We start from the raw sequence: 21,979 nt of genomic DNA on the forward strand, positions 1-21,979 counted from the left end.
ATTGTTCCGTTTATTTAATTGCGACCATAGAGCAAAAGTTAAAGCACTGATACCACACTTGGGTTTGGCTAAAGCCGACGTCTTGCAAGCGTTCAATATGGGTGCTCAAGGTGTCGGTGCGCATGACATTTTCAATGGCGGTGCGCTTTTGGCTTATCTCTAACTCTGAGTAGCCATTGGCGCGCTTGAAATCATGATGGAGGTCAACCAATAACTCATCGACATCGGCATTTTCACCTTTAAGTTTTTCACTTAGCAGCAACACACCTCCGGACTTTAGGGCGTTAAAAATGCGCGTTAGCAGGGCATGGCGTTGCTCAGGTGGAATAAATTGCATGGTGAAGTTCATCGCCACGACAGAGGCGTTTTCAAGTTTAGCGTCAAGAATATCGCCAAGCTGCACGTCAACGGGCACAGCAGAGCGAAAGCCTTGTAAATGCATGCGACACCGTTCAACCATGGCTTGAGAATTATCAATGGCGACTATTTCACAGCCACTTTGGGTGAGGTTACGGCGCATACTAAGGGTTACGGCGCCTAGCGAGCAGCCTAAATCATACAGCCGCGTATGTGGCTGTGCGTATTTGCCGGCTAATTTACCAAGGGTGCTAACGATGGTGGCATATCCTGGTACCGATCGTTCAATCATATCTGGGAACACCTCGACGACGTTGGCATCGAAGGTGAAATCTTTTACTTGCTGTTCAGCAGCATAAATACTGTCTTTCACTGACACTTTGCTAAGCTCTAGATAGAAACAATGACAATATTTTATCAAATTTGTTGGCGCTGTGGTGAGCTTTAGCAGCACAAATCGGCCGCATTAGGCTGCATTCGCTTTCGCTGGGTCACAAAAGGTGCCAAAAAATGTAAACAGTACTGGCTAGTTTTTCGGTTATTCAGTAAGTTAACCGCTGTAGTATGGTTTTATGCCAGTAAATAAAGATGTGAGACAGTGCATGAAAAAAAGCAAAGTAATTAGTACCGAGGATATTCTTTCCACGTTATGTCATTCGGTGACCGAGGTGTTGTCTTCTGCCAGCGGCAATAACATTAGCTATTCGGCCATGGTGCAAAAAATAACCCGCACCTGTATGCGCCCGGATATTGGCTGCTTCGTGTTATTCGATGGTGGCTTTACAGGGTTGGTGGTGACGAATTTTACCGCGCAAGCGGCGATGGAAGTCTATTCGGACTACTTGCGTAACATGGGCATGCCCGAGGAAGAGTTAGCGAAGAGCCACCTTTCTGATGATGTTTCCAATGTGCTAGGGGAGCTCATGAACCAAATCGTCGGTGACTTTACTAATAAAGTCAGGGAGCAACTGCACACGTCGATCACCCAAAATCAGCCGAAAATGATGGCCATCAACAAGCAAGTGCAAATCTCTGTGGATACCACTATGGACAGGCCTCAGGCGCGCCGTGTGACGTTTACCACACAGAACCAAAACATTTTTTACCTTGAATTGGCGATGGATAAAACGGAGTTCATCAAGCTTCATGATTTTGACATCACCGATGCGGTAGACCCTGATGACATCATTGAAAGTGCCCATGCCGATAAGCAACAAGCTGAAGAAAAAGCAAAAAAGCAGCAGGCTGAACAGGATATCGATGACGATTTTATGGAAAACCTAGGTCTTTAATAGCCGCATACTCGGCGTGAGGCTAACAATACTTGCGACCCTCTGTGACTGGTGTGATGCCAGCACATAGGTCTATGTAGCCGTGCTAAAAGAGCTGTTCCTGTTGGTGTTTTTCACCCGGGAATGGCTCAATGGCACGGTGATAATAGCCACAAAAGCGCTGCAAATCCTGCGCAAACTGGCGTGCCAGTAAAGGCGCTCCGTCGTTATCAGCGGTGTGTAAAAACACATAGGGTGACTTGCCTTCATCTAACCACTGTTTAATCTTTGCCAACCAAGGCTGGTAATAGTGCTGATACTCATCACTTAGCGCAGCAATCACAAAACGCACCACTGGGCGCTCGCCCAAGGCCACCGCATGCACCGGTAAATGAGGTTTCTTCTGCTGCGCGTCAATAATGGCGTCACTATAGGGAGAGACGGCAAACAGCGCCCGGGTGTCCATACAAACACGATCAATATTATGTTGATGTAAAAATCGGTTCAGTGCGCGCTCGCTGTCACCTTTGGTAAAAAAATCGTGGTGGCGCACTTCCACGCTGTAGTGCAAGTCTTTGGGTAGTTGGGCAATAAAGTGTTGCAGCCGGGGTAGGTGCGTCGGTGTAAAGCTTGCTGGCAATTGCAACATCAAGCTGCCTACTTTGCTGAATAAGGGCGCCATTAGTTTAAGCCAGTGCGTGAGTTCTTGCTTTGGAGCTTGCAAGGCACTGTCGTGGCTAAAACGCTTAGGAAATTTAAAGGTAAAGCGGAAGTGCTCATCACTGCTGTGCAGCCAGCGCTTTACCACATCGGGGCTGGGGTCGGCATAGAAAGTGGTATTTCCCTCCACAGCATTGAATACTTCGCTGTAACGGGCGAGCATCTGTGATTGTTGGCAGTGTTGGGCAAATAATTGTCCTTTCCACGCGGTATTAGACCACTGTGGACAACCTAGATAAAGCATGGTTAGAGCACGGTTCCTAGTGATTGGCAGCTATGCTAGCACAGCTTTATGGCTTTGGATGTTCAATAAGTGTGCAACTCGGAGTTTGCTTCGTGACATTGACTGCCGTTTTTATATAATTGACGCAATTAATTTGGCCACTGCGTGCTTAAACCAATGCGCGCTTACAATTAAAACAGGAATATTATGCGCTCTATATATTGCGGACACTTAAATAAAAGTCATGTCGACCAAGAAGTTACTCTGTGTGGGTGGATCAACAAACGCCGCGATTTAGGTGGTTTGATCTTCGTCGATGTGCGTGACCGCGAAGGTTTGGTGCAGGTGGTGTTCGACCCGGAAGTTGAAGGGCTTATGGATGTGGCGAATAAACTTCGTCAAGAATTCTGTGTACAAGTCAAAGGGGTGGTCCGCGCTCGCCCTGACAGCCAAGTCAACAAAGACATGAGCACAGGTGAAGTGGAAATTCTGGGTACTGGCCTTGAGATCATTAACCGCAGCGACGCTCTACCACTGGATTTTAACCAGCAAAACTCCGAAGAGCGCCGTCTAAAGTACCGTTACTTGGATCTTCGCCGCTTAGAGATGAGCGACCGCATTAAGTTGCGTGCCAAAGCCACAAGTTTTGTTCGCCGCTTCCTTGATAGCAATGACTTCCTCGATATTGAAACGCCGGTACTGACGAAAGCGACCCCTGAAGGAGCACGTGACTACCTTGTGCCAAGCCGTGTGCATCATGGCAGCTTTTATGCGCTGCCGCAGTCGCCGCAGCTGTTTAAACAATTGTTGATGATGTCTGGCTTTGACCGTTACTACCAAATCGTTAAATGTTTCCGTGATGAAGATTTACGTGCCGACCGCCAGCCAGAGTTCACGCAAATCGATATCGAAACCTCATTTATGAGTTCAGACCAAGTTCGTGGTGTCACTGAAAAACTGATCCGTGATATGTGGCAAGAGTTGCTGAATGTTGATTTGGGCGAGTTCCCGGTAATGGCTTACAGCGAAGCCATGCGTCGTTTTGGTTCAGATAAGCCTGACCTACGTAACCCGATGGAGCTTATTGACGTTGCTGATTTGGTTAAAGACGTTGAGTTTAAAGTGTTCTCTGGCCCTGCCAATGATGAGAAAGGCCGCGTAGCCGTGCTTAGCGTGCCAGGCGGAGCGTCTTTATCACGCAAGCAAATTGACGAGTACACCAAGTTTATCGGCATCTATGGCGCTAAAGGTTTAGCCTGGATGAAGGTCAATGACCGCGACGCAGGTGTGGAAGGCGTGCAATCACCGATTGCTAAATTCTTGAACGAAGAGGTGATCACCGCCTTACTTGAACGCACCAATGCGCAAACTGGCGATATCATTTTATTTGGTGCCGACTCACGCAATGTGGTCAATGAAGCTATGGGTGCGCTGCGCTTGAAGATTGGTTTAGACCTTGAGCTAACTGATTTAACCAAATGGGCACCATTGTGGGTCGTAGACTTCCCGATGTTTGAAGAAGACGATGAAGGTAATCTACACGCTGTTCACCACCCATTTACTGCGCCAAAAGATGTCAGCCCAGAGGAGCTGGAAGCTAACCCTGCCGGCACGCTTTCTGATGCCTACGACATGGTTCTTAATGGTTACGAAGTCGGTGGTGGTTCGGTGCGTATCCACAACAATGCGATGCAACAAGCGGCGTTCCGAGTGTTGGGGATCAATGAGCAAGAGCAACAAGATAAATTCGGTTTCCTACTCGATGCGTTGAAGTATGGTACACCGCCGCACGCAGGTTTGGCGTTCGGTCTTGACCGCCTAGTAATGTTACTTTGTGGTACAGACAATATTCGTGATGTCATTGCCTTCCCGAAAACGACGCAAGCATCTTGTTTGATGACCGATGCCCCGAGTGTGGCAAATCCCGACGCTCTGCAAGAGCTGGGTATCGGAGTGACTGCCTCTGAGAGTGAACAAAGCGAATAAGCGATAGCGATAAAAGAAGCGGCTCAGGCCGCTTTTTTTATGCTTCAGCTTTACACTGGTCATACATACAGTTACCATTTCCATAAGCGAGAATAATAATAAGGTCAGTGGGTGAGTATAATTTTGGGAATTGACCCCGGCTCGCGCTTTACCGGCTATGGTGTCGTGCAGCAGCAAGGGCATAAGTTCCATTACTTGGGCAGTGGCTGTATTAAGTTAGGTGATAACGCCTTCCCGTTGCGTTTAAAAATGATTTTCCAAGGCGTCAGCCAACTCATTGAGCAATTTAACCCTACCGCGTTTGCCATAGAGCAAGTGTTTATGGCCCACAATCCAGATTCGGCACTAAAGCTAGGGCAAGCTCGGGGCGCAGCCATTGTCGCCGCCACCTTGGCCGATATTGACGTGTCAGAATACTCCGCACGGCAAGTGAAACAAGCAGTGGTTGGGCGAGGCTCTGCGGAAAAGGCGCAGGTACAACACATGGTGAAGCATATCTTGAAGCTGCCAGCAACGCCGCAAGCAGATGCCGCCGACGCCTTGGCTATTGCCATGTGCCATGGTCACTCACAACAAAACTTAATAAAACTGTCCGGCCAAGCACGTAAAACCGTGCGCGGACGCTTGAGGTAACAATGATAGGACGAATTAGAGGATTGTTGGTTGAGAAGCAGCCCCCTGAAGTGTTAGTGGAAGCAGCGGGCATTGGCTATGAAATCAACCTCCCCATGAGTTGCTTTTATGCACTTCCCGAGTGTGGCGAACAGGTCACCTTGTATACCCACTTTGTGGTGCGAGAGGATGCGCAGCTGTTATTTGGGTTTAACACCAAAAACGAACGCGCCCTGTTTCGTGAATTGCTAAAAGCCAATGGGGTAGGGCCGAAACTAGGCCTAGGTATTTTATCGGGGATGTCGGCAGAGCAATTTATCCATTGCGTTCATCATGGCGATGCAAGCACCTTAGTAAAGCTTCCCGGCGTTGGCAAAAAAACCGCAGAGCGGTTAGTGTTAGAAATGAAAGACAGGCTTAAAGATTGGGGTCCTGACTTATTTACCCCTCACACTGACGCGGCACCAATAGATGCGCCCAATGGCGATACTTTGGTCGCGAGTAATGCCCAAGACGATGCGGTTGCCGCACTTGAAGCTCTGGGCTATAAAAATGCTCAGGCAGTGAAGTCGGTAAAAGCAGTCGCGAAGCCAGGCATGGCCTCCGAAGAAATGATTAAGCAAGCGCTCAAAGCGATGCTATAACAGAGATACCATCATGATAGAAGCGGATCGGCTGATTGAGCCAGAGGTACAGGGTAATGAGGATGTGGTCGATAGAGCCATTCGGCCTAAGTTATTGGCCGACTATCACGGCCAACCTCATGTTAAACAGCAGATGGATATTTTTATCGAGGCCGCACGCTCACGTAGCGAGGCCTTAGATCATCTCCTTATATTTGGTCCCCCTGGGTTAGGTAAAACCACGTTAGCCAATATTGTTGCTAATGAACTCGATGTGAGTATTAAAACGACTTCCGGTCCGGTGTTGGAGAAAGCCGGCGATCTCGCCGCCTTACTGACAAACTTAGAAGCTCATGATGTGCTGTTTATCGACGAAATTCATCGCATGAGCCCGCATGTTGAGGAAATACTCTATCCAGCCATGGAAGACTATCAACTCGATATCATGATTGGTGAAGGCCCCGCAGCGCGCTCGATTAAACTTGATTTACCGCCATTTACTTTAATTGGTGCTACGACCCGTGCAGGCTCATTAACCTCTCCGCTGCGCGATCGTTTCGGTATTGTTCAACGTTTGGAGTTTTATTCTGTTGCCGACCTTGCCGCCATTGTCAAACGCTCCGCCGATCATTTAGGTTTAGCAGTTGACGAGCAGGGCGCTTTAGAAGTCGCCAAGCGCTCGCGAGGGACTCCCCGCATAGCTAACCGACTACTGCGTCGAGTGCGAGATTTTGCTGAAGTTAAAGGTGATGGTCGTGTATGCATTGATATTGCCGCACAAGCGCTCGATATGGTCGATGTAGACAAAAGCGGTTTTGATTATATGGACCGTAAATACTTGTTAGCGATTATAGAAAAGTTTATGGGCGGGCCGGTGGGGCTGGATAATCTCGCAGCAGCCATCGGCGAGGAAAAAGAAACCATAGAAGATGTGATTGAACCCTATCTAATACAGCAAGGCTTTATCCAGCGTACGCCGCGAGGACGGATTGTATCAGATCATGCCTATGCGCATTTTGGTCTCAGTAAAACAACAGACTAACCTTGGCACACCATGCCGAGCGTTTTGGCTCGGCCCAACCTGCCTCATTCTCTTCCCAATACACCCAAGTCTAGGTCGACGCTATCAAGCTGCTCGCCTCATAAAGCTTATTAAAAGCAGAGTAATTCACAACAGATTAAGCTGTGCTTGGTATCTTATTGCAGGCAAAAAAAAGCCCGCTAACAAAGCGGGCAAAACAACAAGTTGAAGGAAGTAAATCCAAATAAGCCAAGTGAATGAGCAACACTAAAGTTAATCAATCAATGGCCGAGGTGGGGAATCAGAAACCACCTCTTGAACTGTGCATAAGAGCTCAATTGGTTGCGCTAGCTCAGTACAGGGTGAATATTACGGACTAAATGGGCCCTAATCAAACTAGAAAAATTATATTTTTCGGATAAGAAAATCTAATATTGAATAGTTTTTTAAGATGGTAATTTTCATCGTAAAGTATGGGGTTATGTTTTCTTAATATTGATATTAAAGGGAAATATTATTTGTGTGCTTTTTTTGTTCTATTAGATTTACTAGTTTCTAACGTGTAGATATTTTGGCAAATGAAAGCTTATGCGCACAAAGTGCATAAAACGCAATTAATTTGAACTTTTGTTAGGGTTTTAGAGCCCAATAATGGCGTGTACTTTTTTACATCGCATCATTAATTAGGTGTTTAACTTGGGTTTGTAGCAATTCGTGGCAAGGCCATTGTCAGCGCTACAACGACTGGTTACACTAGTGCCCATTGTGTCGTGCTCAAAGACACGTGGAAGTTGTAAACTGCGCCTCAGGAGAAAAGACGTGGATTCAGGATTAAATTTTATTGATCTTATTTTAAAAGCCAGCTTTTTAGTACAGCTGGTGATGCTTACCTTAGTAGCTCTGTCGGTAATATCGTGGGCCATCATCATTCAGCGTCGTAAAACCTTGGGCCATGCGCTTAGTAGCGCCAAGAAATTCGAATCGCGTTTTTGGTCAGGTGTTGATTTGTCGAAGCTTTACAGTGAGATTTCGGCGCGTGGCAATAAAAGTGAAGGACTAGAAGCGTTATTTACCTCAGGCTTCAAAGAATTTGCACGACACAAAAAGAATAATGTTCATTCTGCGGGTATGGTCACCGAAGGCGCACATCGTGCGATGCGTGTGGCACTTTCTCGTGAGATTGAAAAACTTGAAACAAGCTTGTCCTTTCTTGCAACCATAGGTTCAATCAGCCCCTACATTGGCTTGTTTGGTACCGTGTGGGGGATCATGACTGCCTTTATCGCCCTCGGTGAAGTAAAGCAAGCAACACTGCAAATGGTCGCCCCGGGTATCGCCGAGGCCTTGATTGCTACTGCAATGGGCTTGTTTGCAGCCATCCCTGCGGTTATTGCGTACAACCGCTTTGCCAATAAAGTTGAGAAAATAGAGTCGCATTACGCCAATTTCATGGAAGAGTTTTCTAATATTCTTCATCGCCAAGCGATCACCCAAGAGGTAAAGTCGAATGTATCAGCGTAAGAAACGTCGTCCGGTCGCAGAGATCAACGTTGTTCCTTACATCGACGTGATGTTGGTGCTGCTGATAATTTTTATGGCCACAGCACCACTTATCACCCACGGGGTCAAAGTTGATTTGCCAAAGATGGAAAAATCCGAGCTGGTGGAAACTAAAGATGCACCGCCGATTATTGCCTCTATCGACGCCGATGGTAAGTACTATGTGAGTGTTGGTACTGACCCCGAAGCACCGATGGAAGCGGTGGATGTCGCCGCTGTCATCAAGCTCAAGTTAGAGCAAAACCCCGATACTCCAGTGATGATTAAAGGATCAGGCCGTGTCAGTTATCAAGAAGTACTGCTATTAATGGACTTTTTGAAAAACGCCGGGGTACCCGAGGTAGGCTTAATGACGGAGTCGTTTGAGGATTAGCATGCAGCAGTATAAAACGCCACTTCTCATTTCCCTCGCTTTACACCTTGCGCTTATTGGTGTTTTGGTGGGCGTGGGTTTATTTCGTGATTCAGCACCTGAAATCATGAAAGTGACTCTTAATACACCGAGTAATGAAGATACGCCAGAGCAAGCAGTTAGCGCCGTGTCTGTTGATCAAAAACAAGTGGAGCAACGTCTCGCTGATCTTAAGCAGAAAGAGGAAGCCAAAAAGCGTGCCGAGCAACAGCGTATTAAAGAGTTGGAAGAACGCGCCGCCGCCGCCCGCAAACAGCGTGAAGCCGAAGCCGAGCAGATCAAAAAGTTAGAGCGGCAGCGTCAAGCCAAAGAACGTGAACGTAAACAGGCTGAGGCCGAAGCTAAACGTGCTCGAGAGCAAGAGCGTAAAGAGCGCGAAAAAGCACGTAAAGCCCAGCAGGAAAAAGAAAAGGCAGAGCAAGCGGCTAAAGCGGCTGCTGAAAAACGTCGCAAGGAAGAAGAAGCGGCGCGCAAGGCCGAAGCTGAGCGTAAACGAAAAGAGCAAGAAGCTGCCCGCAAGGCTGAAGAAGCAAGACAAAAAGCGCTGGCTGAGCAACTGCTGCAAGAGCAATTGGCTGCCGAGCAAGCGGCACGCTCGAAAGCGCGTCGACAGCAAGTGATGTCGGAAGTGGACAAATACCGCGCTCTTATCGCCCAACGCATTCAGCAAAACTTGCTATTAGATCAGAGCTACCGTGGTAAAGAGTGTCGATTAAACATTAAATTGGCATTCAACGGCTTGGTCACCAGTGTCAGTTCACTCGGTGGCGACCAGCAAGTCTGTGAAGCTGCGGTTCGTGCAGTGCGCCGTGCTGATACCTTACCGGTCTCCAAAGATCGTGATGTATTTGAAAAATTAAAAGATATTAACTTAACGGTTAAACCAGAGTTTTAGGGGAACACCATGGTAAAGATGTGCCGATACCTGTTTATTTCCATGCTAGCTAGCGTCAGTCTATGGGCTAATGCAGCGTTGGAAATTGTTATTACTGAAGGGGTCGACAGTGCCCGACCTATCGCTGTGGTGCCGTTTGCCTACGAAGGCACCGGTGAAATGCCGATGCGCATCAGTGAAGTGGTCGCCGCTGACTTGCGTCGCAGTGGTAAGTTTAAGCCAATCGCCAGCATTAATATGCCACAGCGCCCAAGTACTGATGCTGATGTGGACTACAGTGCCTGGGTTCAAGAAGGGGTGGAAGCCATTGTTGTTGGTCGTGTACAGCAACAAAATGGCGGCCGATACCTGGTCAGTTACGAGCTAATCGACGTGCTCCGTGGGCAAATAACCGGTGGCGAGACACGCATTCTCAACAACGGTAAGTTAATCAAAAGCCAAGACCATGTACTTGACGCTCGGGAAACAGTCATCACGGCGCAAAACTTCCGCCGTTACGGTCACCGCATTAGCGATGTCGTATACGAGGCGTTAACGGGTGAGCGCGGCGCATTTTTAACTAAAATTGCCTACGTGATTGTACGTGACCAAGATGATAAGCCTTATCAGCTTGTTGTGGCGGATTACGATGGCTATAACGAGCAGGTACTACTGCGCTCTAAAGAGCCACTGATGTCACCCTCATGGTCACCTGATGGCAATAAACTGGCTTATGTCACCTTTGAAAATCGTCAAAGTCAGATTTATATCCAAGATATTTACACAGGCCAGCGACAGTTAGTCACCAGCCACCCAGGTATCAACGGTGCCCCGCAATTTTCACCTGATGGCACGAAATTAGCTATGGTGCTATCAAAAGACCGCACCGGTGCTACTGAGCTTTATTTGTACGACTTACAAACAAAGCAAGAGCGTCGTTTAACTCGCCACCGTAGTATCGATACCGAGCCAACTTGGCATCCAAACGGCAAAGAGCTCCTGTTTACCTCGGAAAGGGGTGGTAATGCCCAGATTTATAAGTTAAATTTAGATTCAGGCCGAGTGAAACGCATGACGTTCGACGGTGATATGAATTTGAATGGCTCAGTTACGCCCGATGGCAAGCACTTAGTGATGGTAAATCGGACGCTGGGCCGTTATCACATTGCTAAGAAGGATCTTGAATCAGGCAACTTCCAAGTACTTACACGTACACGTTTGGATGAGTCGCCGAGCGTGGCGCCCAACGGCTCCATGATTATTTACAGCACGATGCATAACAACAAAAATGTATTGGCTTTGGTTTCAATGGATGGTCGTTTTAAAGCGCGTTTACCCGTACTTGATGGACAAGTAAAAGCGCCAGCTTGGTCACCGTTTTTATAATTCGCTCAGGGTATAGTCAGCTTTGGACGCATAAACTTGAATTTTATGTAAATTGCTTACTATATTAAGACAAATTGAAAATCAGGTGCTGGTTTCACTTTTTGATAATAGGAATCTACTCAATGCAACTTAAAAAAATAGTTAAAGGTCTGCTTATTGCAGTGCCAGTTATGACGCTAGCGGCATGTAGTTCTTCATCTAGCCAAGATGAAGGCCAAGCCAACGAGACAAATCAAGTTGAAACCCAAACAACTGATACAGTTGAAGTGGAAACAGTAAAACGCGAGAAAACAGCAGAAGAGAAGCTGCGCGAAAAGTATGAAGCGCTTCGTCAACAGCAAATCATTTACTTTGATTTTGACAAGGCAACCATTCAGAGCAAGTATGCTGAATTGCTACAAGCTCACGCTCAGTTCCTAACGCAGAACCCTTCTGTAAAAGTACTTATCGAAGGTCACGCAGATGAGCGTGGTACGCCAGAGTACAACATTGCACTAGGTGAAAGCCGTGGTCAGTCTGTAGAAAAATACCTACAGAGCCTAGGTGTTAACCCTAACCAAATGTCTGTTGTTAGCTACGGTGAAGAGAAGCCGATGGTTAAAGCGCGTAACGAAGAAGCGTTCGCCAAAAACCGCCGTGCAGTCTTGGTATACTAAAATTTAAAAGAGTAACAATGAAGCCGAAAATTATTTTGGCAGCCTTACTCATGAGCGGGAGCACCCAAGTTTGGGCTGCTCCCGCTCCTGTTTCAGAGGCCTCTGCCAGTGAATCAAGTGTCGAAAAACGTTTAAGCCGCTTAGAGCAAATGATGCAAACTCGCAATTTGCTTCAAGCCGACCTACAACAGCAACTGGATCTGTTGCAAGATGAAGTGAGTCAGTTGCGTGGCGTCACCGAAGAGCACAGCTACAAGCTAGAAAAGGTGCTGCAACGTCAACGCGAGCTATATCAAGAAATAGAAAACCGTGTTAGCGCCGCTTATTCGCAGCAGCAACAGCCAAGCTATGATGATGGTTACAGTACGTCCAGTGCCGCGACCACCAGTGATAGCGCTGCCAACAGTGCCGCGCCGATGAGTAGCAACCTGTCGGAAAATGAAGCGTATGACAAAGCGGTCAAGCTGATCATGCAGGATAAGCGCTATGACGCAGCGATTCCTGAGTTTCAAGCATTTCTGCAAACCTATCCAGAGTCAGTATATGTGCCGAACGCACATTATTGGTTAGGTCAACTTTTGACGATTAAAGGTGATACGAGCGGCGCCAAGGGCCACTTCGAAACCGTGGTGAATCAATATACTGATTCTAATAAGCGTGCCGATGCGATGCTTAAGTTGGGTACCTTGGAACAGCAGCAAGGTCAACTCGCCAAAGCGAAGCAATTGTTTAATAAAGTGATTGCTGAGTACCCTAACACCACAGCCGCTAAATTAGCGACCGAGCGTGTTAGTAAGTTGTAGCAGATTTTGCTAAGTGTTTGCTTTTAGACCGCAGGCTGTTTAAAGCGGTCTAAAATTAGGCAACTAAGCGGAAAAACTAAAAAAAACCGAGCATTTGTATTGCACTTGGTTTTTAAATAAGTATTATAAGCGCCCGCAGCAGACGATAACCCCTCGGGGATAACGCTGCGCAAATAACGACAAAATGGGTCATTAGCTCAGTTGGTAGAGCAGTGGACTTTTAATCCATTGGTCGATGGTTCGAATCCATCATGACCCACCATTTTTCGTTATCCAGGCATTGCCTGCTCAAGAAGTAAGCAAGGTGTTGGGTCATTAGCTCAGTTGGTAGAGCAGTGGACTTTTAATCCATTGGTCGATGGTTCGAATCCATCATGACCCACCATTTTATATAAAGCCTACTATCAAGCGATTTAGTCGCAATGATGGGTCATTAGCTCAGTTGGTAGAGCAGTGGACTTTTAATCCATTGGTCGATGGTTCGAATCCATCATGACCCACCACTTTATATAACGCCTACTATCAAGCGATTTAGTCGCAATGATGGGTCATTAGCTCAGTTGGTAGAGCAGTGGACTTTTAATCCATTGGTCGATGGTTCGAATCCATCATGACCCACCACTTTACATCATCAGCTACATGCGTAGCGCACTTTCAAATATTGAAAGACACCAGTTATGGGTCATTAGCTCAGTTGGTTGAACAGTCAACATCGAAATATTATTTCGATGGTCTGTGAAAGCGAGTCAGGACGACGAGCCGGAACACCGCTTCAGGATGAATTAATGGCATTAAAGCTCGGTATGGGTCATTAGCTCAGTTGGTAGAGCAGTGGACTTTTAATCCATTGGTCGATGGTTCGAATCCATCATGACCCACCATCGCCTTTTCTTATTATTACCCAACTTCTTATAATTAAGCGCACAAGAATCTAGTCGTAGCGCAGACCTTTGCTTCTTTTTAGCGTCATAGTTTCGTATAATTACGGCAATACTTTTGCAATGTAGATGTAGTTTGACCAGTATGGGTATCAGCGAGAATATCATGCCGGAGGATTATATTTTTCCTCCTAAGCCAGCTCCTCTTTCTGATGAGCAGAAACAGCAGCACAAGGCGCGCATTAAACAATTACTGCAAGAAAAAAATGCAGTGTTAGTGGCGCATTATTATACCGATCCAGAGATCCAGGCCCTAGCAGAGGAGACCGGCGGCTGCGTGGCAGACTCGTTGGAGATGGCTCGCTTCGGCGCGCGTCAAGAGAACGCTGATATGATCATCGTAGCGGGTGTGCGTTTTATGGGTGAGACAGCGAAGATCTTAACTCCAGAAAAAACCGTGGTCATGCCCACCCTAGAGGCAACTTGCTCATTAGATGTGGGTTGCCCAATCGATGAATTTAGCCGCTTTTGCGATCAGCACCCTGACCGTAAAGTAGTCGTGTATGCGAATACTTCAACGGCTGTGAAAGCGCGTGCTGATTGGATCGTCACTTCATCTTGTGCGTTAGAAATCGTTGAGCATCTAGACAGCGAGGGCGAGAAGATCATTTGGGGCCCAGATAAGCACCTAGGTAGCTACATTCAAAATCAGACCGGCGCTGATATGATCATGTGGAATGGTGCATGCATTGTTCATGATGAGTTTAAAACCAAAGCGCTCAAAGATATGAAAGCGCTGCACCCTGATGCAGCGGTTTTGGTGCACCCTGAGTCACCTGCTGAGATAGTTGAACTTGCTGATGCCGTAGGCTCCACGAGTCAGCTTATCAAAGCGGCACAAACCATGGACAACAAGAAGTTTATTGTTGCCACCGATCGCGGTATTTTCTATAAAATGCAGCAGCTGTGCCCAGAGAAAGAGTTTTTTGAAGCACCGACTGCAGGTGAAGGCGCAACGTGTAAAAGCTGTGCCCATTGCCCGTGGATGGCCATGAACGGCCTCAAAGCCATTGAGGAAGCGCTCATAGACCCGCAAGGCAAAGAGGTGTTTGTGGACATGGAACTGCGCCAAGGCGCACTGCGCTCGCTTAATCGCATGCTAGACTTCACCGCCGCCATGGCACGCTAACGGTGTTTTACTAACCAGTTGATTTGGTTTTGTTAAAAACACCTTGCAACCCCGGCAGTGATTGCATAGTATATGCGGCGCTGCCAAGGCAGCGAAAAGTGCGGAGAGGTGGCTGAGTGGCTGAAGGCGCACGACTGGAACTCGTGTATACGTTAATAGCGTATCGAGGGTTCGAATCCCTCCCTCTCCGCCATTAATTTAATACAAAAAAGCCCAGCATTATGCTGGGCTTTTTTGTTTCAGTCTCCGGTCGCAAGCTTATTCCCATCCATCAACCTCCACTTTGTAGGCAAGGCATTGGCCTTGCGGTTGTCAGGCTAAAGCCAGACCCACAGGGGGGATGTTTGTAGGCAAGGCATTGGCCTTGCAGTTGTCAGGCTCAAGCCCGACCTACAGGGGTTGTTTGTAGGCATGGCGTTGGCCTTGCGGTTGTCAGGCTAAAGACCAAACCACAGGGGGAATATGTTGTAGGCAAGACATTGGCCTTGCGGTTGTCAGGCTAAAGCCTGACCCACAACAGGGGATTGTTTTTAGGCAAGGCATAGGCTTGCATTTGTCAGGCTAAAGCCCAAACCACAGGGGATTGTGTTGTAGGCAAGGCGTTGGCCTTGCGATCGTCCGGCTAAAGCCATATCCTCAGGAGTGTGCTGTAGGCAAGGCGTTGGCCTTGCATTTGTCAGGCTAAAGCCAGACCCACAGAAGCTTGCTTGTAGGCAAGGAGTTGGCCTTGCGGTTGTCAGGCTAAAGCCCAAGCCACAGGGGAATTGTGTTGTAGGCAAGGCATTGGCCTTGCGGTTATCAGGCTAAAGCCCCACCCACAAGAGATGCTTGCGCATTGCTGCTCGCGTTACTATTCCCTACTTACACTTTATTTGCTGCTCACCGAGGTGATATACGTTATTAACGGCGACATAGCCACCAGAGAAAATGGCGGTGGCGGGCAGAAGTATCGGCGTGAGTAATATCCCAGAGAGGGAATAATAAGTGTTCGTCTCTTCAGCTACGTTAACAATGCGCAAAGTCTTCTTGTCCGACGAGAGCTCACACTTACGCTCTACATAAGGGGTGTCGCTGGGCACCACTATGCAGGCGCTAGAGATGATACACAGCGTGGCTACAACGACTGATTTAAGGTATTGCATCGTAGTCTCTTCGATTAAGCTAGTTCATCAGCGACTTCAGCTATTTTTTGCCGTAACCATACGTGGCTAACGTCGCGATGTAATAGCGGCGACCAAATCATATCCAACTCAAAAGGCGCAATAGGGAAAGGCGGCTCTAAAATGGTGAGTCCGGGATCGTCTTTGTAAATTTTTGCGGCTTTGGAGGGCAAGGTGGCAATGAGATTTTGCTCCTTGGCCAAATGAATAGCGACGTGGTAATTACGGGTAAAAGTGGCGATATTTCGATGCTTACCAAAATGTGCTAAGGCTTCGTCCACCCACCCGAGTTTTTGCACATCCTCTGGGTCCATGCCCACGCCCACACCAAAACCGGTTTTGCTAACCCAAATATGGCGGGCATGAAGATAACTGTCGAGGTTAAAGTTATTTAAAATCGGGTTGTCTGATTTGACCAAACACGAGAAGCTGTCTTTCCAGATACGTTTATGATGAAACGATTGAGGCAGTTTTTCAAAACGGTTAAGCGCCATATCAACCTTGCCATTTTCAACATCATGAAAGGTCACATCACTGGGCGTAAGAATATCCAAAGTGGTATCCGGGGCTTCCTCATGTAACTTACTCAGTAATCGTGGAGCCAAAGTACTGGCTGCATAGTCACTGGCCATCATGCGAAACACACGCTTACTGCTTTGCGGCTCAAAGTCGCGATTCGGCGCTAGCGTTTCCTCTAACGTCATGAGCACGCCACGGATCACGGGTTGCAGCTCCAGTGCGCGCTCAGTGGGAACCATGCCCTCACTGGTGCGCACCAGCAGCGGATCATTAAGCAGATTTCGTAAGCGTTTTAAACCATTACTCATTGCCGGCTGAGTAATACTCAACTGATTCGCGGCCTTTGTGACATTGCATTCGCGAAGCAAAGTATCAAGATAGACGAGTAGGTTTAAATCAATCTTATTTATATTCATTACTTGCTGCCATTTTTATTATTTATGCCTAGTGTAGCTTAAAGGTGGCTAAGAAAACACACTACCAATGATGTATAAAGCGTTGGCACTGTGGGTAGGGATAAACCTGTTTATACTCACCTTGAGTGATTTTAGCTTGTGCTTGGCGCCAGTAGGCGGGGTCGAGAAGCTCAGGGTGAGTGGCCAGTAGTGCTTGTTTGTGCACCGGGTTGGGTAATACAAAGGTGCTTAGCTGCTCGGGGAACACATCGTTAGGTGCGACCGACAAAGTGCTTTCTTCGCCGCAGGCATCGTCATGGCCAAGCTCGCGAAACTGCATATCGGTGAGGTACTGCACTTCGTCATAGTCATAAAATACCACGCGGCGATGTTTCGTCACGCCAAAGTTTTTTAATAACATATCACCGGGAAAAATATTGGCGGCAATCATATCTTTGAGTGCTTGGCCGTATTCATCAATGGCTTGTGCGGCTTTAGCACTATCCACTTCTTGCAAGTATAAGTTCAACGGCGTCATACGGCGCTCAATATACAAATGCTTGATGATGAGCATGTCGCCTTCAATACGAATAGAGTTGGCGATACTCGCCTTAAACACCTCAAGTAGTGGCGCGCTAAAGCAGCTCAAAGGTAAAGCAACATCTGAATATTCCAAGGTGTCTGCCATGCGGCCAACACGATCATGACGCTTAACCAACTGGTAGCGCTCGAGCACTGTTTTACGGCCAAAGGGCTTGCTTGAGCCAAAGCGATCGCGGATCACTTTAAACACATAGGGAAACGAGGGCAGGGTAAATACCATCATCACCATGCCGGGGGTGCCGGCGGCCAATTCAAACTGCTCATGAGCGTGACCCATATGCTCGAGTAACTCGCGGTAGAATTCTGTCTTACCTTGCTTATGAAAGCCAATGGCATTGTATAGCTCGGCTTTGGTTTTACCGGGCATCAACTGATTGAGAAAGTGCACCAGCGCCGAAGGAGCATGGGTTTGCACCATAAAATAAGCACGGGCAAAGCCAAAAATGACCCGCATTTGCGACGACCGAGTCAGCAAGGCATCAATATACAGGCCCTTGTTACCATCATGAAGCACGGCGATGACAAAGGGTTGCGTGCCTGTTTGCGAAACCACACGACCGACAATATAGGCGGCCTGGCCGCGATAAAAGGGCGCTTGTAAAATATCAAAGCGCATTTGGTAACTTTGCACATGGGTCTCGGGCGCTTGTTTGATAAAGGCTTTCACTAATAAACGAATGTCTCTATCGAGATTGGCAAACGCACAGCCAAATTCAAATTGCGTAATGATTTTGCGAATCGTCGGCTTAAGTCCCTCGGTGACCGGAAAATAACTACGATATTCGGCTTCCACTGGGAGCGCGGGAGCATCGGCAAGCGTGGCTTGCACAAAGATAAAGTTATTATGGTAATACTTGCGATGGAACAAGCGACAAAATACCGAGTTATAAAAGGTTTCGGCCAGCTCTGCTTGAGGGTGAAAAGTGAGAAAAGCGCGGTAACATTCTTTGGTTTGGGTCCACAAACTGGCCTGCTCAGCCGGGTCACCGACGCAATCGCGAAGCTGCGCTACAGTCTCATTCACGCGTTTGTCGTAGTAACTAATACGCTTACTGGCGATGGCGCGCATTTGGCTCCAATCGCGCTCAGCAAAAGCCGCAGGAGCCTGAGCTGTTATTGATTGAAACAACTGATAGTGATGATGAAAGCCATCAAGAATGCGTTGCGCTACGGCCTGTGCTTGCACTGGGATCCCTCTTAGAGTAGAAGCTCTAAACTAGACTAAGCCAAGGGCAAGCTATGGTGCAAGCCTTATTGATATTTTTTTAACGACTTTTCTAATTGCGCCAAACGCTTTTCCGTTTGCTTAATGCGTTCGTTGTAGCGCTGCTCAATCCCCTTGATATTAGCATTAACTTCTTTTTTCAGGGCTTTGCGCTCATCATCAGACATTAAGCGTTCTAAACGCTGTTCTTCGGCGAGTGTTTTAGCGCTACGTTCACGTTTTAAAATAACTAGTCGGTGTTTAGTTGAACGTAACTGCAGTTCGATATTATCTCGGCGCTGCTCTAGCTGTAGCTCGGTAAGTTGCTTTGAAAAGTTGTTATCAAGCGGCTTAATTTCGACATTAGAGTGACGCACTTCATGCTCTTGTGCCTGCTCATCACAGGGAAACTGGCTAAACGTCGTGCCATTTTTTGTCTCGCATTTATAGTAAACGGTATTAGCCGTAGCCTGTGTAGCGGCGGCCGCACACATTGCCAAGGCAGTGGCAATAACTCTTTTCTTTGTCACTTTGATACCTCTGATCAGACCTCATTCATTTTTTAATATAGATGAACTAAAAATGAATGTCACTAAAGCAATACTAAGGTATGAAAAAGGTTCAATCAGTCACGCTCAGCAGTACCTACTGAGCGTTGAATTTCTTCAGCTGTTTTAAGCCTTGAATAAGAAAGGGAATATCAAGCTGTTGATCAACGCCAAAGCCCTCGGTGGCGGAAATGTGTTTATAACTACCGTCGCTGTTGAGCAGCGTAATGCGGTCTTTACGCATAGCAATAAATACGCCCTGCGAGTAATTGATATTCGCCATAGCGTCAGTGTGAGTCAGGCTGTTAGCGATAAGGGCGGCGCGAGCTAACTCATCACAGCCCCAATATTCGCTCAGCACTGTGGCGATAATATCTTGTGGCTGGGCAATGAGCGTACTCTGTTGTAGCTGAGGGTCATTGCTCCATAGCTGTGAAATAGCGGTGATACGAGAAGGGTGCTCAGCCTCCAGAGCAAAGGCAAACACCTTACGCTGGCCATCAAGTGGTGCGGTATTATCCTGATCGATGCGCACTCGAGGCGACGGATCGCTGTGGATAAAACGGTAGGCATCAATATTGGTATCGAAGGTGATAGGTGTGCGACGCCACAGAGGGTCAATACTGTCTTTAGTGAGACTCTGACGGTAGTAGCTAGGCAGCCCATACACTAAATTGAATAATGCATCTTGCTTGGCAACCGGGTGTAGTAGCTTTGCTGCAGGTTGCAGTGCAGGGTTTGCAGCAACAAACTCGGCTAGTTGCTGGGTGGACGAGAACACCCGAATATCGACTTGCGGCGCATCGGCGTCAAGTTCACAGCTCGGTAAGGTTGCGGGCATGACAAAACTAACAGTTGGGCCATTAACATTAACCTGGCGTGCTTGCTCATATTGCTCAAGATCTAATAAGTCGTTTTTTGCCAGTAGCGACTTGGCTGTTGTCGGATAAGACAGGGGTAACATATTGTCTTGTTTAGTAATATCAAACTCTAGTGCAGCGTCCGCCCAAATATGAATACTGTGGCTTAGCGCAAAACACAGCACCAACGAAGCGGAGATATATCGGCCAAAACGAAGTCGTTTTAACTGCGCTAGGTGATGCCAAGCATAATTACTTATCAGCAACTGATAGGCGAGTATCATCAAAATTAGGGCGCTCACCAGCAAGGTTGACAACGCGGGCGTGTTGGTTACGTTGCGCCAAAATAACGATAAGATCTCCCCAAGTGCACTGTAATTTAGATGATATCCGAGGTTGTAATACACAAACGCATCGACCGCCAGTAGCGTCATACCTGCCGTGGCAAGTACCGAGGCCATACCGCGAATATGTCTGGGATAGGGGAAGATAAGTGACAGTGGGAAAATAGTCAGCACAAAGGCTAAAAAGGTAATAAAGGCGGTGTGGCTGAGCCACGTAACCACCATATAAACACTGCCAATAGCTGTTGTTGGGGCGGCATCAGCAAAGAGGTAGGCAAGGCTAATAACCAGCGCAAGACCAATATTCGCCAAGGTAAACCAATGGCCCCAAGCAAGAAGCTGACTCGCTTTTGAGGCGAATTGATTTTGCGCAGATAAGTTCATTTCCTTACTTTACCGAGTCGGCAAGGGCGTTGGCAAAGTTTTGTGCAACTGAGGCCCTTTTTGCTTCGGGCACATGCTCTTTAATAATATGCGTGATAGTATTGCCCAAACACATCAGGCTTAAATCTACCGGCGCCTTCTTTTCGGCAAGGACAGCAACTAGCTGGTCGACAAGTTGTTCTACTTCTTCATTAGTATATTTAGATAACGCTGGCATCGGTGGATTTCATACTGATTATATATTCTTGTATTTTAACACCGCAGGAGTGAAAAACAAAGATGAGCACTGAGGTTAAAAAGCTGGTTGTGCACTACGTCGACAAAGAAGACGACAGTACCCAAATTCATTTGCGCAACGACGAAATGCCAATTAATGATCGTGTAAACGTGTTTATTGAACAGCTCCACCATGCTTATAACGGCAAACCTGGAAAAGGCTTTTGCGCCTTCAGCCCTGAGAAAAGCAGTGTGGTTGCCAGCAGTATGCAAAGTTATCGAAATAACGAGTTGGGATTTTGGCAGGTTACCGAGCAAGCGGCGAGTGTGCTAAAAGAAGAGCTCGATAAATACGCTTTCAATGAAAGTGGTTATTTAGTTTTTTGCCATTATCAATATGTCGCCAGTGACTATATTTTAATCGCGCTTATTAATATTAAAGAGCATTATACTATTACCTCCGAACTTGATTTGGCGGCGTCTCGCCATTTAGATATTACCCGTATGCAATTGGCAGCGCGTGTTGACCTTGCCGCGTGGGATACACAGCCCGAGGATAATCGCTATATCTCCTTTATTAAAGGTCGCGCTGGGCGCAAAGTGGCCGACTTCTTTTTAGACTTTTTAGGTTGCGAAGAGGGCATTGATCCGAAGCAGCAAAGTCGCTCTATGCTTAGCGCCGTAGAAGATTACTTAAGCGAGCAAGAGCTAGATAAAGAAGAAAAAGATGAGCGCCGTCGCGAGGTGTTTGACTACTGTAGCGACAGAATCAGTAGTGGTGAAGATGCCAGCATTGAAGACATAGGGCGCGCTATCAGCAAAGATGATGAGCAAAGCTTTAACAGCTTTTACGAGCAGCAAAGCTATGATTTGGCTGAATCTTTCCCGGTGGATAAAAAGACCGTAACCGGCATGGTTAAACTCTCGGGCATGGGTGGCGGCGTGAGCGTGGGGTTTGAGCGCAAGCATCTAGGCGAGCGAGTGATTTATGATCCAGTCAACGACACCTTGACAATCAAGGGCGTGCCGCCAAATTTAAAAGACCAACTCGATCAGCTCGGTGATGAGTCTTAGTACTATACAGTGGGGTTAACGTCCACTGGTAACTGAGCGTTATAGAGATACAAAAAAGCCGCTGTGAAAACAGCGGCTTTTTTTATGATGGTACAAGCGCC

The 21,979-nt window shown here is 47.3% G+C and carries 21 protein-coding genes and 6 tRNA genes; 19 read left to right on the forward strand and 8 right to left on the reverse strand.

Annotated elements, in window-relative coordinates:
* Nucleotides 1–10: 10 nt before the first annotated feature.
* Nucleotides 11–736, reverse strand: coding sequence for a carboxy-S-adenosyl-L-methionine synthase CmoA (gene cmoA / locus MHM89_RS00875; protein WP_239407855.1), 726 nt, complete (start codon nucleotides 734–736; stop codon nucleotides 11–13).
* 223 nt (nucleotides 737–959) lie between these two features.
* Between cmoA and MHM89_RS00880 the strand changes: the two genes are divergently transcribed.
* Complete coding sequence (locus MHM89_RS00880; RefSeq protein WP_022945145.1) at nucleotides 960–1,649, forward strand: DUF3334 family protein; 690 nt, start codon at nucleotides 960–962, stop codon at nucleotides 1,647–1,649.
* Nucleotides 1,650–1,734: 85 nt separating this feature from the next.
* Here MHM89_RS00880 and MHM89_RS00885 read toward each other — a convergent pair whose 3' ends face one another.
* Nucleotides 1,735–2,592 carry a DUF72 domain-containing protein gene (locus MHM89_RS00885; RefSeq protein WP_239407856.1) on the reverse strand — a complete coding sequence of 286 codons (858 nt, stop codon included), beginning with the start codon at nucleotides 2,590–2,592 and terminating at the stop codon, nucleotides 1,735–1,737.
* A gap of 186 nt (nucleotides 2,593–2,778) precedes the next feature.
* Here MHM89_RS00885 and aspS point away from each other — a divergent pair, with 186 nt between their 5' ends.
* The 17 genes from aspS (at nucleotide 2,779) to MHM89_RS00970 (ending at nucleotide 14,764) form a co-directional block, all read left to right on the forward strand.
* Nucleotides 2,779–4,557: an aspartate--tRNA ligase gene (gene aspS / locus MHM89_RS00890; protein WP_045978441.1), complete on the forward strand. Its 1,779-nt coding sequence runs from the start codon at nucleotides 2,779–2,781 to the stop codon at nucleotides 4,555–4,557.
* Between the two features lie 111 nt (nucleotides 4,558–4,668).
* Nucleotides 4,669–5,190 (forward strand): crossover junction endodeoxyribonuclease RuvC, encoded by a 522-nt coding sequence (gene ruvC / locus MHM89_RS00895; protein ID WP_022945142.1) that lies wholly within the window; start codon nucleotides 4,669–4,671, stop codon nucleotides 5,188–5,190.
* 2 nt (nucleotides 5,191–5,192) lie between these two features.
* Complete coding sequence (gene ruvA / locus MHM89_RS00900; RefSeq protein WP_239384148.1) at nucleotides 5,193–5,813, forward strand: Holliday junction branch migration protein RuvA; 621 nt, start codon at nucleotides 5,193–5,195, stop codon at nucleotides 5,811–5,813.
* A 13-nt stretch (nucleotides 5,814–5,826) separates the two neighbouring features.
* On the forward strand, nucleotides 5,827–6,834 hold the full coding sequence (gene ruvB, locus MHM89_RS00905) for a Holliday junction branch migration DNA helicase RuvB (RefSeq protein ID WP_022945140.1): 1,008 nt from the start codon (nucleotides 5,827–5,829) through the stop codon (nucleotides 6,832–6,834).
* 798 nt (nucleotides 6,835–7,632) lie between these two features.
* Nucleotides 7,633–8,334, forward strand: a complete 702-nt coding sequence (gene tolQ, locus MHM89_RS00910) for a protein TolQ (RefSeq protein WP_022945138.1) — start codon at nucleotides 7,633–7,635, stop codon at nucleotides 8,332–8,334.
* Entirely contained in the window at nucleotides 8,321–8,746 is a 426-nt protein-coding gene (tolR, locus tag MHM89_RS00915; RefSeq protein ID WP_022945137.1) for a protein TolR, read from the forward strand. Before tolQ ends, tolR begins: the two co-directional genes overlap by 14 nt.
* Before the next feature lies 1 nt (nucleotide 8,747).
* Nucleotides 8,748–9,680, forward strand: coding sequence for a cell envelope integrity protein TolA (tolA, locus tag MHM89_RS00920; RefSeq protein WP_022945136.1), 933 nt, complete (start codon nucleotides 8,748–8,750; stop codon nucleotides 9,678–9,680).
* A 9-nt stretch (nucleotides 9,681–9,689) separates the two neighbouring features.
* Nucleotides 9,690–11,045, forward strand: coding sequence for a Tol-Pal system beta propeller repeat protein TolB (gene tolB, locus MHM89_RS00925; RefSeq protein WP_045978438.1), 1,356 nt, complete (start codon nucleotides 9,690–9,692; stop codon nucleotides 11,043–11,045).
* A gap of 122 nt (nucleotides 11,046–11,167) precedes the next feature.
* Nucleotides 11,168–11,701 (forward strand): peptidoglycan-associated lipoprotein Pal, encoded by a 534-nt coding sequence (gene pal / locus MHM89_RS00930; protein ID WP_022945134.1) that lies wholly within the window; start codon nucleotides 11,168–11,170, stop codon nucleotides 11,699–11,701.
* Nucleotides 11,702–11,718: 17 nt separating this feature from the next.
* Nucleotides 11,719–12,504, forward strand: a complete 786-nt coding sequence (ybgF, locus tag MHM89_RS00935; RefSeq protein WP_045978437.1) for a tol-pal system protein YbgF — start codon at nucleotides 11,719–11,721, stop codon at nucleotides 12,502–12,504.
* A gap of 186 nt (nucleotides 12,505–12,690) precedes the next feature.
* A tRNA-Lys gene (locus tag MHM89_RS00940) sits at nucleotides 12,691–12,766 on the forward strand.
* A gap of 47 nt (nucleotides 12,767–12,813) precedes the next feature.
* Nucleotides 12,814–12,889: transfer RNA gene (locus MHM89_RS00945), tRNA-Lys, on the forward strand.
* A gap of 42 nt (nucleotides 12,890–12,931) precedes the next feature.
* Nucleotides 12,932–13,007, forward strand: a tRNA-Lys gene (locus MHM89_RS00950).
* A gap of 42 nt (nucleotides 13,008–13,049) precedes the next feature.
* Nucleotides 13,050–13,125: transfer RNA gene (locus tag MHM89_RS00955), tRNA-Lys, on the forward strand.
* A 184-nt stretch (nucleotides 13,126–13,309) separates the two neighbouring features.
* Nucleotides 13,310–13,385: transfer RNA gene (locus MHM89_RS00960), tRNA-Lys, on the forward strand.
* A gap of 142 nt (nucleotides 13,386–13,527) precedes the next feature.
* Entirely contained in the window at nucleotides 13,528–14,571 is a 1,044-nt protein-coding gene (gene nadA, locus MHM89_RS00965) for a quinolinate synthase NadA (RefSeq protein WP_138547550.1), read from the forward strand.
* Nucleotides 14,572–14,673: 102 nt separating this feature from the next.
* Nucleotides 14,674–14,764: transfer RNA gene (locus MHM89_RS00970), tRNA-Ser, on the forward strand.
* Between the two features lie 664 nt (nucleotides 14,765–15,428).
* Here the strand turns inward: MHM89_RS00970 and MHM89_RS00975 are convergent.
* From MHM89_RS00975 to MHM89_RS01000, 6 genes are all read right to left on the reverse strand, one after another.
* Complete coding sequence (locus MHM89_RS00975) at nucleotides 15,429–15,713, reverse strand: hypothetical protein (protein WP_239407857.1); 285 nt, start codon at nucleotides 15,711–15,713, stop codon at nucleotides 15,429–15,431.
* 14 nt (nucleotides 15,714–15,727) lie between these two features.
* Nucleotides 15,728–16,666 (reverse strand): LysR family transcriptional regulator, encoded by a 939-nt coding sequence (locus tag MHM89_RS00980; RefSeq protein ID WP_022945972.1) that lies wholly within the window; start codon nucleotides 16,664–16,666, stop codon nucleotides 15,728–15,730.
* A gap of 61 nt (nucleotides 16,667–16,727) precedes the next feature.
* On the reverse strand, nucleotides 16,728–18,434 hold the full coding sequence (aceK, locus tag MHM89_RS00985; RefSeq protein ID WP_239407858.1) for a bifunctional isocitrate dehydrogenase kinase/phosphatase: 1,707 nt from the start codon (nucleotides 18,432–18,434) through the stop codon (nucleotides 16,728–16,730).
* Between the two features lie 65 nt (nucleotides 18,435–18,499).
* Nucleotides 18,500–18,982: a DUF4124 domain-containing protein gene (locus tag MHM89_RS00990; protein ID WP_130147574.1), complete on the reverse strand. Its 483-nt coding sequence runs from the start codon at nucleotides 18,980–18,982 to the stop codon at nucleotides 18,500–18,502.
* A gap of 115 nt (nucleotides 18,983–19,097) precedes the next feature.
* Nucleotides 19,098–20,588, reverse strand: a complete 1,491-nt coding sequence (locus MHM89_RS00995) for a DUF3413 domain-containing protein (protein WP_022945969.1) — start codon at nucleotides 20,586–20,588, stop codon at nucleotides 19,098–19,100.
* Nucleotides 20,589–20,592: 4 nt separating this feature from the next.
* Nucleotides 20,593–20,805, reverse strand: a complete 213-nt coding sequence (locus MHM89_RS01000; protein ID WP_022945968.1) for a DUF1414 domain-containing protein — start codon at nucleotides 20,803–20,805, stop codon at nucleotides 20,593–20,595.
* 62 nt (nucleotides 20,806–20,867) lie between these two features.
* On the opposite strand from MHM89_RS01000, the gene yejK reads away from it, so the two are divergent.
* The gene (gene yejK / locus MHM89_RS01005) at nucleotides 20,868–21,878 is read left to right on the forward strand and encodes a nucleoid-associated protein YejK (RefSeq protein WP_235418876.1); all 1,011 of its coding nucleotides are present in this window, start codon (nucleotides 20,868–20,870) and stop codon (nucleotides 21,876–21,878) included.
* The last annotated feature ends 101 nt before the right edge of the window (nucleotides 21,879–21,979 follow it).

Origin of the sequence: Pseudoalteromonas sp. CNC9-20 (assembly GCF_022347875.1) — a bacterium.
Taxonomy (GTDB): Bacteria; Pseudomonadota; Gammaproteobacteria; order Enterobacterales; family Alteromonadaceae; genus Pseudoalteromonas; species Pseudoalteromonas ruthenica.

Excerpts from the sequence above, each read along its gene's own strand:
- tolB (WP_045978438.1), top strand. The coding sequence starts at position 9,690 with ATGGTAAAGATGTGCCGATACCTGTTTATTTCCATGCTAGCTAGCGTC.
- aspS (WP_045978441.1), top strand. The coding sequence starts at position 2,779 with ATGCGCTCTATATATTGCGGACACTTAAATAAAAGTCATGTCGACCAA.
- tolR (WP_022945137.1), top strand. The coding sequence starts at position 8,321 with ATGTATCAGCGTAAGAAACGTCGTCCGGTCGCAGAGATCAACGTTGTT.
- ybgF (WP_045978437.1), top strand. The coding sequence starts at position 11,719 with ATGAAGCCGAAAATTATTTTGGCAGCCTTACTCATGAGCGGGAGCACC.
- MHM89_RS01000 (WP_022945968.1), bottom strand. The coding sequence starts at position 20,805 with ATGCCAGCGTTATCTAAATATACTAATGAAGAAGTAGAACAACTTGTC.
- ruvA (WP_239384148.1), top strand. The coding sequence starts at position 5,193 with ATGATAGGACGAATTAGAGGATTGTTGGTTGAGAAGCAGCCCCCTGAA.
- yejK (WP_235418876.1), top strand. The coding sequence starts at position 20,868 with ATGAGCACTGAGGTTAAAAAGCTGGTTGTGCACTACGTCGACAAAGAA.
- tolA (WP_022945136.1), top strand. The coding sequence starts at position 8,748 with ATGCAGCAGTATAAAACGCCACTTCTCATTTCCCTCGCTTTACACCTT.
- MHM89_RS00880 (WP_022945145.1), top strand. The coding sequence starts at position 960 with ATGAAAAAAAGCAAAGTAATTAGTACCGAGGATATTCTTTCCACGTTA.
- pal (WP_022945134.1), top strand. The coding sequence starts at position 11,168 with ATGCAACTTAAAAAAATAGTTAAAGGTCTGCTTATTGCAGTGCCAGTT.
- MHM89_RS00885 (WP_239407856.1), bottom strand. The coding sequence starts at position 2,592 with ATGCTTTATCTAGGTTGTCCACAGTGGTCTAATACCGCGTGGAAAGGA.
- ruvB (WP_022945140.1), top strand. The coding sequence starts at position 5,827 with ATGATAGAAGCGGATCGGCTGATTGAGCCAGAGGTACAGGGTAATGAG.
- nadA (WP_138547550.1), top strand. The coding sequence starts at position 13,528 with ATGGGTATCAGCGAGAATATCATGCCGGAGGATTATATTTTTCCTCCT.
- MHM89_RS00980 (WP_022945972.1), bottom strand. The coding sequence starts at position 16,666 with ATGAATATAAATAAGATTGATTTAAACCTACTCGTCTATCTTGATACT.
- MHM89_RS00975 (WP_239407857.1), bottom strand. The coding sequence starts at position 15,713 with ATGCAATACCTTAAATCAGTCGTTGTAGCCACGCTGTGTATCATCTCT.
- MHM89_RS00995 (WP_022945969.1), bottom strand. The coding sequence starts at position 20,588 with ATGAACTTATCTGCGCAAAATCAATTCGCCTCAAAAGCGAGTCAGCTT.